At 59.6% G+C, this 12,972-nt stretch carries 11 protein-coding genes; 9 read left to right on the top strand and 2 right to left on the bottom strand.

Annotated features, from left to right (window positions below; all coding sequences use genetic code 11):
• The first annotated feature begins 294 nt into the window (after positions 1-294).
• Both ACFFT4_RS32710 and ACFFT4_RS32715 read left to right on the top strand, forming a co-directional pair.
• Complete coding sequence (locus ACFFT4_RS32710; protein ID WP_378053617.1) at positions 295-2,517, top strand: hypothetical protein; 2,223 nt, start codon at positions 295-297, stop codon at positions 2,515-2,517.
• A 60-nt stretch (positions 2,518-2,577) separates the two neighbouring features.
• Positions 2,578-3,693, top strand: a complete 1,116-nt coding sequence (locus ACFFT4_RS32715) for a hypothetical protein (protein ID WP_378053619.1) — start codon at positions 2,578-2,580, stop codon at positions 3,691-3,693.
• On the opposite strand, the gene ACFFT4_RS32720 is transcribed toward ACFFT4_RS32715, so the two are convergent.
• Positions 3,679-4,050, bottom strand: a complete 372-nt coding sequence (locus ACFFT4_RS32720; RefSeq protein WP_378053621.1) for a helix-turn-helix domain-containing protein — start codon at positions 4,048-4,050, stop codon at positions 3,679-3,681. The two genes, ACFFT4_RS32715 and ACFFT4_RS32720, sit on opposite strands and share 15 nt — an antisense overlap.
• Before the next feature lie 297 nt (positions 4,051-4,347).
• Between ACFFT4_RS32720 and ACFFT4_RS32725 the strand changes: the two genes are divergently transcribed.
• On the top strand, positions 4,348-4,983 hold the full coding sequence (locus ACFFT4_RS32725) for a YigZ family protein (protein WP_378053623.1): 636 nt from the start codon (positions 4,348-4,350) through the stop codon (positions 4,981-4,983).
• Positions 4,984-5,040: 57 nt separating this feature from the next.
• Here ACFFT4_RS32725 and ACFFT4_RS32730 read toward each other — a convergent pair whose 3' ends face one another.
• The gene (locus ACFFT4_RS32730) at positions 5,041-5,442 is read right to left on the bottom strand and encodes a secondary thiamine-phosphate synthase enzyme YjbQ (RefSeq protein WP_378053626.1); all 402 of its coding nucleotides are present in this window, start codon (positions 5,440-5,442) and stop codon (positions 5,041-5,043) included.
• A 528-nt stretch (positions 5,443-5,970) separates the two neighbouring features.
• Between ACFFT4_RS32730 and cysT the strand changes: the two genes are divergently transcribed.
• The 6 genes from cysT to ACFFT4_RS32760 all read left to right on the top strand — a co-directional run bounded on the left by cysT (position 5,971) and on the right by ACFFT4_RS32760 (position 12,904).
• Positions 5,971-6,777, top strand: coding sequence for a sulfate ABC transporter permease subunit CysT (gene cysT / locus ACFFT4_RS32735; RefSeq protein ID WP_378053806.1), 807 nt, complete (start codon positions 5,971-5,973; stop codon positions 6,775-6,777).
• A complete protein-coding gene (locus tag ACFFT4_RS32740) occupies positions 6,774-7,571 on the top strand; it encodes a sulfate ABC transporter permease subunit (protein ID WP_378053628.1) in 798 nt (265 codons plus the stop codon). The genes cysT and ACFFT4_RS32740 overlap by 4 nt, the downstream gene beginning before the upstream one ends.
• 1 nt (position 7,572) lies before the next feature.
• Positions 7,573-8,637 carry a sulfate/molybdate ABC transporter ATP-binding protein gene (locus tag ACFFT4_RS32745; protein WP_378053630.1) on the top strand — a complete coding sequence of 355 codons (1,065 nt, stop codon included), beginning with the start codon at positions 7,573-7,575 and terminating at the stop codon, positions 8,635-8,637.
• 42 nt (positions 8,638-8,679) lie between these two features.
• Positions 8,680-9,762 (top strand): sulfate ABC transporter substrate-binding protein, encoded by a 1,083-nt coding sequence (locus ACFFT4_RS32750; RefSeq protein ID WP_378053632.1) that lies wholly within the window; start codon positions 8,680-8,682, stop codon positions 9,760-9,762.
• Between the two features lie 118 nt (positions 9,763-9,880).
• Complete coding sequence (locus ACFFT4_RS32755; protein ID WP_378053634.1) at positions 9,881-10,834, top strand: GNAT family N-acetyltransferase; 954 nt, start codon at positions 9,881-9,883, stop codon at positions 10,832-10,834.
• A gap of 81 nt (positions 10,835-10,915) precedes the next feature.
• Positions 10,916-12,904, top strand: coding sequence for a GTP-binding protein (locus ACFFT4_RS32760; protein WP_378053636.1), 1,989 nt, complete (start codon positions 10,916-10,918; stop codon positions 12,902-12,904).
• The last annotated feature ends 68 nt before the right edge of the window (positions 12,905-12,972 follow it).

Here is a 12,972-nt window from a genome sequence, read left to right on the forward strand (position 1 = left end):
GGCGGGGGACCGCTCGGAGGCCAAGGAGCTTCGGCCAGAATCGGCTGGCTGCAGATTGCGAATGCCGAGGAGTTACCGGCAGGAGCGCTGGAATCGCCTGACACGGGAACTCCAGCGGCAGAACCGCCTGCAGCGGAACCGCCGGGGACGGAACCTCCGGTAGTAGAGCCACCGGGAACGGAGCCGCCAATAGTAGAGCCACCGGAGACAGAACCGCCAATAGTAGAACCGCCAACAACGGAGCCTCCAGTAATAGAACCGCCAGCAACGGAACCGCCAGTGGTGGAACCGCCTGTGACAGAGCCACCGGTGGTGGAAGCTCCGGAGATAGAGCCGCCGGTTATCGGGCCGTATGACGATCAGGCGGAATGGGCAAATCTGCTGGCTTCGGGCATTCTGGACCGCGTAAACGAATTGTTCGCGGCTCTGGCCGCCGGGGATCCGGCGGATCTCCGAGACGTGCAAAATCTGCGCGCCGAGATCGCCGGTCTTGGCGATGCCGACTACGAGCCGCTGATCGCCCCGATCTGGAGCAAAATTAGCGGCAAACTTCCCGAAGGGACCGACAGCGGGGCGGCGAAAGCCAAGCTGCTCCAATTTGCGAAAGCGATCGCCTCCGCCCGGTACGACCCCGAGCTGTCGGAATTCAAGGCGATTCGCAGAAATCCGGAATTCATCGCCTTGATCCGGCTGATCGAGACGGCCGGCGGCGGAGTAAACGTGACGTTCCAGGATACGGTCGAGTTCGTGCTGGGAGACGGAGGAGCGCGCAAAGGCATTGAGGGCACGCTCGTCGATATGCTCTCCGGCTTGTCGCCGATGGAATTGGCGATGCTGCTGGCCAGCCAGGATAAATTGACGGATGTGCTGATCCGCGCCACGGACAGCGTGCTCAGGGATACGGACAACTACAAAGTCAGCCAGCTTCTGAACAATCTCGGAATCACGTCGGGAGATATCGGGGGCGCCATACGGGGACTTCAGCTCAAGCTGCAAAAGGACGAGCCCGCCGTTCGCGCGCTGTTGATCGCCTATATCCGCACGGTCGCGGAAGCGAACGCGCAGATTAGCGAGGACGGCCGCGAGCATCGTTACAGTCTGACCGTGCACGGAACGGAAGTTCCCGCCTTCCTGCTTCGCTGGGAGAAGGTCTCGGGAGATCCGGAAGCGACCGTAACGCCGGAAGGTATCGTTACGATTCCGGAAGACGTCGAAAGCGCGTCCGCGGTCATTCGAGCCAGTCTCGTAAACCCTCTTAACGGAGTAACGAAAGTCATCTTCGAGCAGCAGATCACGCTGACGGCCAAAGAGACGGAAGGCAGCCGGTTCCCGGTCGATGCTTTCATCGCTCGAATGAGCCCCATTCGCGAAGCGCTGCTTGCGGGAGATCCTTCGGACGCGCGCGCCGTGCGCAGTCTGCGGGATGAACTCGCCGGCCTGAACGCCGCTTCGAATCAGAGGCTGATCGATCCGATCTGGCGCCGCATCGCTCCCCGGCTGCCGGCGGACGCGGACCAGGCGAAGCTTCGCCAGCGGCTCTTCGAAGCGGTGAGGGCCGCGGGCGCGATTCATTACGATCCGCAGGCTTCGGAGCTGCAGGCCGTGCTGGACAATCCGGATTATCGGGAGGTCATGCAGACGATCGCCGAGGCGGCGGGCATCCAGCGGCTGACGATGGACGACTATCTGATCTTCTGGTTCGGCGACGGCGAACAGCGCGGAGGAGTCGAAGGAGAAATCCGCAACAGGATCGCCGGCATGAAATCTTCGGATCTGGGCCGTCTGCTTGGCAGCCCTGAAAGGCAGACAACCTTGCGCAACCAAGCGATTGCCGCGGTTTTGTCCCAAACGGATGCTTATCCGTTAAGCGCCGCGCTGTCCAATCTCGGCGTTCGTTCGGCCGACATCGGCTCCGTAATCGCCAACTTCCAGGGCAAACTGCGTTACGACGCCCTAGCCGCGACCGCATGGACCGTTGCCACGATCCGCGCCGAAGCGGCGCCGAAGGTGGACGTCTCCGCGAACGGTCGGCAGCATCAGTACAGTCTGACATTCCTCGGCGTCGAGCTTCCGTCCTCTATCCTGAGATGGAGCAAGGTGTCGGGAAGCAAGGACGTCAGCGTATCGGCGAACGGCAAAGTAACGATTCCGAAGAAGATCGCGGAGGCTGCAGCGGTCATTCAAGCGGTATGGACCGATCGCAGCTCGCGCAGCGGAAAAGTGCTGTTCCGGCAGGAAGTGACGTTGGTGAACGAGGATTACGCGGAATCCGTCGACGACATCGTCAAGGACTTGAAGCAAAAGCTGGGCGACATAGGCAGAAGACTTGACGGCGCAAGCGGTCAGGAGGAGAAGGTGCAGCTTCTGCTCGAGGTGATCCAGCTCAACGAAGAAACCGTCAACCGGATCAAAGCCGTGGAGGCGCCGAAGCGGGAGAAGGACAAAGCCATCGCCGAAGCCAAAAAACAGACGTTGAAAATGACGACGCGAATCATTCAGAAACTGCTCGATTTGTAGGCACAAGGGGGCTGTCCGTTCAGGGCGGCCCCCTATTTTCCGATTAAGGGAGGGATGGAGATGGGCAAAAAACGCACACGCAGAAGAAAACGGCGCGATTTCCCGAAGCCGGACGCCGCAATCGTCACGTTATCCACGTTGGTCGTCCTTCTTCTTCTTTTATGGGGCGGACTGCACATGCGGGAAGCTTCGGAGAGAAAGCTGGCCGCCGCTGCCGCGGCGGAGCAGGGAGAAGCGGAAATCCGGCAGGATGAAAATGGCGAAGCGCTGTCGCCTGAGCAGGATGCTTTGTATCCGCCTGAGCAGGATATCACGTCCCCGTCGGAGCTGGACGAGATGAATTCGCCGGAGACAGACGGCTCTTATATGCCGGAGAATGAATCGGGAGCCGCGACGGATGCCGCAAAAAACGACGGGAACGCGGAGGCGGGGAACGACCGGGACTCCGATGCGAAGAACGACCGAGACACAGACGCAAAGAACAATCGAGACACAGACGCAAAGAACAATCGAGACACAGAGGCAAAGAACGACCGGGACGCGAACGCGAAGCCGGAACGGCAAACTTCCGTCCAGCCGGGAACGCGCGAAGGAGCCGGAACCGAAAAAACTGCCGGAACCGGGAAAACCGCCGGAACGAATTCCGGGTCCAAGTCGTCCAAGACCGGCGATCCCGAAGCGTCTAACCAGGCGAAGCCGGGATCCGGCTCTTCTGCTTCGTCCGGAGCAGGGGCGGCAGAGACGACGGAAAATTCTCCATCGCAGCCGAATTCGCAGGGGACGGGGAGTAACGGGACAAGCGAACCCGCGCTGCCCGGCGAGACTCCGGCGAACACGGCAAACCAGCGGACGCGGGATTACGACCAGGAAATTAAGGAAGTGCAAGCCCAATGCACGAGAAATATGAAGGCCGTATTAAGCGAGGCGGAAGCCGGCTTGCAGCAGGTGGATAAGAGGGACCCTTACGCGGTTCAGGCGTGGCAGGCGAGCTTGGCCGAGAATATGGCGGCGGCGGAATCCGAGTGCGACAATCAATTCCGGGAGCTGACCCGGGAAGCGGAGGAAGATTCCGAATCGCCGGAAACCATCGAAGAATGGAGGGTGGCCTTCAACGCCGCGAAGGAACAGCTGAAAGCGGAGTCGAACGCCAAGGCGGCGAAATTATTGGGAGGATGAATCGTCTTTATTCGACAGAGTGCGGTCGCGAATCATTCGTTCGAGCAGGCTGCGGATCAAGTCGAGATCGGACTTCTCCAACGGAACTCCGTCCCAATGAAGCTGCTCGACGTTCAAATATTCTTTCGCGTTATGATTGACTTCGGCAGGCGGCTCCGGATAATCGGTCAGCCCCAGAAGATAATCCGCCGACGTGCGCAGCATTCTCGAAATCGTCTGTATGGATTCGATCGTCGGCTGCCGGTATCCGGATTCGTACCCTGCGTAAGTGCTTTTGGCAACTCCGACGGAATCGGCCACTTCCTGCATGGTCAACTTTCGCCTTTTCCGCAATTGCTTCAGCCGTTTGGCAAACATGTTGAGCCCCCCTCGTGTCCTCTCTCTATGCCGCATAGCGAAGCGAACGCAACGAACTTCGTTGTATTCCCCTTGATTGCACCCATAATTATAGCATGTTTACCATATGCTTTCATCCGCCGGATTCTATTCTCTGCGAGCTGTTTTTAACAGGGAGGCGAGCCATTTTCCCGGAACGGGCCGGCTTTCTCCCCCTATGAATGGCTTCGCGAAAGTTCCTTCGATTGCTCCGATATGATAGTATGGAGGGTAAAAGAAGCCCGCCACAGGGTTACGTTACGATTGTGAGGTCGACCCATGCTCCCGAGATATTCAACCGTCAGACAATTCGGATCGGACGAGATCGTGATCAGAAAATCCCGCTTTATCGGCTACGCCAAGCCGGCGGATACCGAGGAGGAAGCGGTCGCCTTCATAGAAGAAATCAAGAAGAAGCACTGGGACGCCACGCACAATTGCTCGGCTTACCTGATCGGCGAGCGCGACCAGTACCAGAAAGCGCTGGATGACGGGGAGCCGAGCGGAACGGCGGGCAAACCGATTCTGGAAGTGATTAAAAACCGCGGCATGAAAAATGTCGTTGTCGTCGTCACCCGTTATTTCGGCGGCATTATGCTCGGGGCGGGCGGCTTGGTTCGGGCGTACACGGACGGAGCGGTCGTCGGTCTCGACGCGGCCGAACCGATCGTGAAGGTGCTGCATCGGGAGGTTGTCGTCGACGTCGACTATACCTGGTACGGCAAGCTGGAGAACGAGCTGCGGGGCAGAGGCTTCAGAGTGGGCGAGGTGTCGTTCACCGACCGCGTCAGGGTGCCGTGTTATCCCGAAGCCGGGGAAGCGGCGGAACGTTTTCTCATCTGGATGACCGACCTGACGCAGGGACAGGCGATTCTCGAAGCCGGCGAGGAGCAATATTTTATCGAAGGGGAATAGGGCGCCCGAGGGGCGCCGCGCAACTGTGCGTCAAGAGGACGCAGAAGGCGTTTGGGGTCAACCTTCCGTAAGCTTGATGAAATACTCGCGCTGTCTCGGGCCGTCGAACTCGCAGAAATAGATGCCCTGCCAGCGTCCGAGCCGTAATTTCCCTCCCGTCACGATTACGGTCTGCGAGGTGCCGGTCGTGATCGCCTTCAGATGGGAAGCCGTATTTCCTTCCGCATGGCGGTATTTCGGGTGCTCCCACGGGTACACCTCGTCCAGCCGCATCAGCACGTCCCGCTTGACGTCCGGGTCGGCGTTCTCGTTAATGGCGATGCCGGCCGTCGTATGCGGGCAGTAGACGAGGGCGAGGCCTTCGGTAACCCCCGACTTTGCGACAATCGAAGCGATCTGCCTCGTAATGTCGATCATCTCGTCGCGGCGCGACGTGGACAACGATTCCTTAATGAGCATGATCAGCCCTCCTTTTTCCCCCGATTATATCATCTCTGCCTTATCGCTCTCAAAGCTCTCATCGTTCGGAACAGGCAGCTCCGAAAGCTCGACTTGCCCGGCGCTGAAAATCGAACTTTCTGAACATTCACCGCCCAGAAGGATTGCGAATACGATGCAGTGAACGATCCCGCCGCCTATAGAGGCGTGGGCTTCTTGCTGCAACGATCGCTGCCGCTCCCAAGAGAACGGTCTTACACAATCTCCGCAAGCGTTCGATGCTGCTCGCATCCCGTTCGGGACAAACCCTCCCGTCAAACCGTAGGGAGCCGGACGCTTCTCCTAATCGAGATTTATTTCCATTCCGTAGAGGGAGAGGACTTCACCCGGAAGTTGTTAAATTTTTGATAAAATAGACATTTGCAGCTCCGATTATAGATTGACGGGAGAAGCCGTTATCTGGTAAAGTAACAATACCTACTAAGTTAATAGGAATTATCTCATATACAGCTCTCAAAAGCTCGGGAGGTACACGTCGACGTGAGTTCCATGCTGCAGGGCCGCTGGTGGAGCTGGGGATTTCGCAGCACCGTCATGCTTTATTTTATCGTGCTCATTATTTTTCCCATTATCGGGATTTACGGGCAGTCCTTCTCTTCGGGATGGGCGGCGTTCGCCGAAAATTTGACGGAGCCGCTGGCCTGGAAGGCCGTGCTGCTTACCGTTAAGCTGGCTCTGATCGCCACGGTCGTCAACATGCTGATCGGAACGATGTCGGCGTGGGTGCTGATCCGCTACCGCTTCCCGGGACGCCGGCTGCTGAACAGTCTGGTCGATCTGCCCTTTGCCCTGCCGACGGCGGTGGCGGGACTGATGATCCTGCTGCTGCTCGGCCCGCGCAGTGCCGTCGGGGGCTTGGCGGAGCAGCTCGGCTTTACGATTCTGTTCCACCAGCCGGCCATCGTGATTGCGATGGTGTTCGTGACTTTTCCGTTCGTCATTCGCGCGGTGCAGCCTCTGCTCGAAGAGATGGATTCGTCGGAAGAGGAAGCGGCGTATACGCTGGGAGCGACGAAAGCGGCGACCTTCTGGAAGGTGATTCTGCCGAACATGCTCCCGGGCATACTGAGCGGCGCGATGCTGGCGTTCTCCAGGGCGCTGGCGGAATTCGGGGCGGTCGTGCTCGTCGCCGGGAACATTCCGGGGAAGACGCTTATCGCTTCGGTGTACATTTTCGGCGAGATCGAGAGCGACAATACGATCGGGGCCACCGCGGTCAGCGTGCTGCTGCTGACGTTCTCCTTCCTGATTCTATGGACGGTTAATTACGTCCAGATGAGGAGGAAGGGCGGATGAGGAGACTGTGGATCGGGCTAACCGTAGCCGTATTCGGCGTCCTGCTGATTATCCCCGTGATCCGCATCGCCATGGGCGCTTTCGACGAAAGCTGGGGCGGGTTCGCCAGAGGCCTGGCCAGACCCGAGACGCTTCATGCGCTGTACATGACGGGGTTGATCGTCGTCGTCGTGACGGTCGTCAATACGCTGTTCGGCGTTATGTTGTCCTTGTACCTGGTCAGGGCGACGTGGCTCGGCAGGCGCGTCAAGCAGCTGCTGAACAGTATCGTCGATTTGCCTTTTGCGGTGTCGCCGGTGATCGGCGGCCTGATGATCGTGCTGCTGCTGGGGCCGGAGACGGCGCTGGGCGCGCTGTTCAACAAGGCCGGAATCGACATCGTCTACGCGCTTCCGGGTATGATCATCGCCACGCTGTTCGTTACGTTTCCGCTCATCGTGCGCGAAGTCATGCCGGTGCTGCAGGAAATCGGCGGCGCGCAGGAAGAGGCGGCGGCGACGCTCGGCGCAAGCGCCTGGACGACGTTCTGGCGTGTCACCTGGCCGTCGATCCGCTGGTGCGTCGTCTATGGCGTCGTGCTGACGGTCGCCCGGGCCATGGGCGAATTCGGAGCCGTGCTCGTCGTCTCGGGCAACATTCTGTTCAAGACGCAGACGGCGACTACGCTCGTGTATCAGGATGTCGAGAACTTTAATCTTACCGCGGCGAATTCCATCGCGCTGGTGCTGGCCGCCGGCTCGGTCACGCTGCTGCTGTTGATGGAGTGGGCCAAATCGAGAAGGGAAGTGCATTGAGATGCATATCGAGGTTCGCGGCTTAAACAAGAAATTCGGCGATTTCCAAGCGGTAACGAACGTTAACTTCGAGATCGAGAAAGGTCAGCTCATCGGTCTTCTGGGCCCCAGCGGCGGCGGCAAAACCTCGATTCTGCGCATGCTGGCCGGGCTGGAAACGGTAGACGAGGGCGATATTGTGTTCCACGGCAAGCGGGTCAACGATCTTCCTCCGCAGGAGAGGGGAATCGGCTTCGTTTTCCAGAACTATGCGCTGTTTAAGCATATGACGGTAACGGACAATATCGCGTTCGGTCTGGAAGTGAAGAAATGGTCGAAGCAGAAAATCAAAGAGCGGGTGGCGGAACTGGTCGAGCTGACCGGGCTGTCGGGCTTCGAGAAGCGTTATCCGCACCAGCTGTCCGGAGGCCAGCGCCAGCGCGTGGCGTTCGCCAGAGCGCTCGCTCCCGAGCCGCAGCTGCTGCTGCTCGACGAGCCGTTCGCCGCGATCGACGCGAAAATTCGTCACGAGCTGCGCTCCTGGCTGCGCGAGATGATCGACCGTCTCGGCATTACGTCGATTTTCGTCACGCACGACCAGGACGAAGCCATCGAAGTGGCGGACCAGATTATGATTATTAACAAAGGGCGTCTGGAACAGAAGGGCACGCCTTGGGAAATTTATAAAAATCCGGAGTCCCCTTTCGTGGCCAGCTTTATCGGCGAATCGACGATTGTCGAGGACGTCGCGGCGCTGCGCGGCTTTGGCGGACCGGACGACCTGTCCGGCGCGAAGGCGCTTATCCGTCCGGAATATGTCGAGATCGGCAAAGCGGCCGATTTCGAGCTGCTGTCGGCGACGGAGACCGGGCGCGTGCGCCACGTTCACTTCCGCGGCAGCGAATGGCTGGTGGAGGTCGAGATCGGGGCGGCGAAGCTCGTGACTTACCGGTCGCTGGAGAAGGAGATTTTGCAGCCCGGGGACGAGGTTCGGGTGCTGATTCACCGGGCTTATTTGTTTAACGATACGGACAGCTGGGTCGTGGAGAACAAGCTGAAGGAAGACCCGATGCCGGTTCACATTTAACGCCGGACGGATGGGAGCCTACGAAGGCACCGGGAGGTCGCGATGAAGAGGGATAACCGTACGCGCGCAATCGGGCGTACCGCTTTATACAGCGCGCTTATTACAGCCACGCTTGCGCTCGTCCTGTCCGCCTGCGGAAGCGGCGGCCAAGCGGAGCCGGGCGCCTCGGACGTTCCCGCCGAAGCGAGAGACGTTACGCTCGTGCTCGGCGCTTACTCGGTGGCGAAGGACGCGCTGCAGGAAATCATTCCGGCATTTAACGCCTATTGGAAGCGGGAGACCGGGCAGACGGTCGCTTTCCAGGAATCGTACGAAGCTTCGGGCACGCAGGCCCGGTCCATCATCGGAGGCTTCGACGCGGACGTGACGCTGCTTGCGCTCGAAGGCGACGTGGATAAGCTGGTGGGCGCCGGACTCGTCTCTCCGGAATGGAACAAGGATCGGACGAACGGGATGATTACGCGCTCGATCGTCGTGCTGGGGACGAGGGCGGGCAATCCGCTCGGCATTCGGGATTTCGAGGATTTGACGAAGCCGGGCGTGAAGGTGCTGTATCCGAATCCGAAAACGTCCGGAGGCGCCCAGTGGGACATCAACGCGATCTACGGGGCGGGACTTAAAAAAGCGGAGCTGGCGAACGGAACGAAGGATGAGGCGGCGGCCAAGCAATTTCTCGTCGACGTGCACCGGAACATCGAATCGATGGACAAGAGCGGCCGGGCCTCGATGGCCGCCTTCGAATACGGAGTCGGCGACGTTATCGTCACTTACGAGAACGAGCTGCTGGCCCGGATCGCCCAAGGCGTCGAATACGACGTTGTCGTGCCGCCGAGCACGATTCTGATCGAGAATCCCGTCGCCGTTATCGACCGCAACGCCGACCGGCACGGCGTAAGGAAGGCCGCGGACGCCTTTGTCGAATTTCTCTATTCGGACGAGGCGCAGAGGCTGTTTGCCAAGCACGGCTTTCGTCCGGTGAACGAAGCGCTCGCAGAGGAGATGGCGGACCGCTATCCGCAGCCCCCGGAGATGTTCACGATCGACTATTTGGGCGGTTGGGACGAGGTCAGGAATACGCTGTACGCCAAGCGCGGAATATGGTATCAGGTGCTCGCCGGACAATAAGCGGTTCCGCATTGGTAAAAAACAGCTTTAGCGGGAAGGCTATTCACCGCTCGGCTGTTTTTTTTGTTATAATTCTAGATTAGAACGGAATTGCGCAGCCAATAGGGAGGATTACCACTTGCAGAAACCAACCACGATACGCATTATGCTCATGCTGCTTTATTTTAAGCTTCTTTCGTTTGTGGTGATGATGGGCTGGTCCTTGATCAGCTTTAAGGATTATGCCAGCTTGTCAAGCTCGGACATCAGCAGTCTGATTTTCAGAATCGTGCTTACGCTCGTTGCGATGCTGCTCATGATTCGATTGATCAACCGAAAAAAAATGTTTCCCGCGCTGCTGGTAAGCTTCGTTATTTTCTGGTTTTCCCTTGACCAGATCCAGTTCGCGGCGTCGATCGTCATTGTGCTGCTCTTCTTCCTGAGACCGACCCGTGAATACTTCCGCGGAGAGTACGTCGCGCCGCCGTCTCCGCGCGGTTCGGCCGCGGCCGGGAAGTCCTCCGAAGGCTTGGAGGAAGAAACGGCGGACAAGGCTACGCTGGACGAGCCCGACGAGGCTCCGGCAACGCCTCTCGTCAAGCTGAAGAAAGAGCCGGAAACGCATATTCGCGAGGCGACGCCCGAGGATGCGGATACGATATACGCCTTGATGAGGATGGCGTTCGAGGAATACCGCACGGCGATCCCGCCTTCGAGCGCGCTTGAAGAGACGGAGGAATCGGTGCTGGAAGCGCTGCGCGGCGGCAGCGAATCGGCCGCGATTCTGTATGAGGACGATACGGCTACGGCGATGGTTCGCTTCAAGTACGACGGCGACGTCATCGATTTCTTCCGCTTGTCGGTAGTTCCCCAACGCCGCAGAAGAGGGTATGCAAGGCAGCTCGTCAAATGGATCGAGACGCAAGGCGTCGCCAAAGGGATGAAGACCAGCCGCTGCAAGGTCCGCCAATCGGTGCAGAACAATCTTGTGCTCTATCAGAACATGGGCTACGAGGTTGTCGATCAGGAGCTTGTCGTTCGTCCGACCGGCACGGTTAAGACGCTTACGCTGGAGAAGAAGCTCTGGGAATAGAACGATAGGAACGAAAGGCTCGCCGGTCCTTGGACCGAGCGGGCTTTTGTCAACCACTCAACAGGCCTACACGGAGGGTATATGCGGAATGTCGGGATATTCGCTCACGTCGACGCAGGCAAAACGACGACGACGGAGCAGATGCTGTATCGAAGCGGACGAATTCGCTTCCTGGGCAGCGTAGACGATGGGACGGCGCAGACGGATTGGCTGGAGGTCGAACGGACAAGAGGAATATCGGTCCGCTCCGCCGTCACGAGATTCGAATGGCGGGGCGTCCGAATCAATCTGGTGGATACGCCGGGACACGCCGATTTTCTCTCCGAGGTGGAGCGGTCGCTGCGTGTCATGGACGGCGCGGTGCTGATCGTCTCGTCCGTGGAAGGCGTGCAGGCGCAGACGGAAGTGATCTGGCAGGCGCTCAGGGATCTGGGAATCCCGACGCTGCTGTACGTCAACAAGATGGATCGCATGGGGGCCGAGCCCGAGCGGGTGCTGGAGGAGATTCGCCGGCTGCTGTCCGCAGGCGCGATTCCGGTGCAGAGCTACGACGGGGTCGAGGGCGAGTTCGCAGGCCCGGTCGAATTGCTGCCGGCCGGCGGCGAAGGCGCCGCGGCCGCCTGGCCGGAGAAGGCGCGCGCGGACCGGGAACGGTTGGCGGAGAAGATCGCGGAGCGGGACGATGCGCTGCTGGAGCGGTATTTCGAGCAAGGAAATCTGGACGATTCCGAGCTGGTTTCGGCGCTGCAGGATGGCGTGGCCCGCTGCGAGCTGTTCCCGGTTCTGTACGGCGCGTCCAATCGGGGCGTCGGCGTGGACGCACTGATGGACGCAATCGTGCAGTGGCTGCCGGCTCCCGCGGGCGACACGGAGCAGCCGTTGTCCGGGGTCGTGTTTAAGCTGGACAAGGATCCGACGATGGGCAGGCTTGCCTATGTGCGCTTGTACGGGGGCGTCCTGCGCAACCGGGATACGGTGCGCAATCATTCGCTGGACATCGAAGAGAAAGTGACGCAGATTCGCAAAATGGACGGGCAGCGCAGCGAGGACGTCGGCATCCTGAAGGCCGGGGATATTGCCGTCGTCTGCGGCTGGAGCCGGGTGAGAATCGGGGATATTATCGGAGCGAGCGAAGGGGTGCCGGGCGTCAGAAGACTGGCCGAGCCGCTGCTTACCGTGCAGGCGCAATGGCGGAACGAAGCGGAATATCCGGCCGTCGTGGCCGCGATGCAGGAGCTGGCGGACGAAGATCCGTATCTGGACGTACAGTGGCTGCAGGAGGACCGGGAACTGCATCTGCGGGTGATGGGGCCGATCCAGATCGAGGTGCTGGAGCAAATGCTGCTGAGCCGATACGGTCTCCATGTTATTTTCGGCGAGCCGTCCGTTATCTACAAAGAGACGCCTGCGCGCAAAGGGGAAGGCTTCGTAGCCTATACGATGCCGAAGCCTTGCTGGGCGATTCTCAGGTTCGTCATCGAGCCGGGGGAGCGGGGAAGCGGGCTGGAGTATCATTCGGTCGTCCGTCCGGAGAGGCTGCTGGACAGCTATCAGAACGAGGTGGCCAGACGCGTGCCGGAAGCGCTGGAGCAAGGCTTGAAGGGGTGGCCGGTGACCGATTTGAAGGTGACGTTGATCGAGGGAGAACATCACGTCTGGCATACGCACCCGCTCGATTTTGTCGTGGCGACTCCGATGGGCCTTATGGACGGACTGGTCCATACGGGAACGATATTGCTGGAGCCGATGCTTCGGTTCAGACTGTCGACGCCGGAGGAATTCGGCGGCAAGCTGATGAGCGAGCTGTCCGTCATGCGCGGAGAGTTCGACATGCCGGTCGTTCGCCAAGGCCGCATGGAGCTCGAGGGGCGGCTGCCCGTCGCGACTTCGCTGGATTTTCCGGCCCGGCTGGGGTCGATGACCAAGGGAAGGGGAACGCTGACGACCTACTTCGACGGCTATCAGCAATGTCCTGCGGACGTGAGCGCGGAGAGGAGAAGGCGCGGCGTTAATCCGCTGGATACGTCCAAATATATTTTGGCGACCCGCAATGCTTTGTCGATGGGGTGACCTGCGCGTTCGGAGAGCGACGGAAAAAAAGGCTGTCCCTTGACAGCGCGGCCGTACGAAATGACGGC

It is taken from the genome of Cohnella cellulosilytica, assembly GCF_042431195.1.
Classification (GTDB): domain Bacteria; phylum Bacillota; class Bacilli; order Paenibacillales; family Paenibacillaceae; genus Cohnella; species Cohnella cellulosilytica.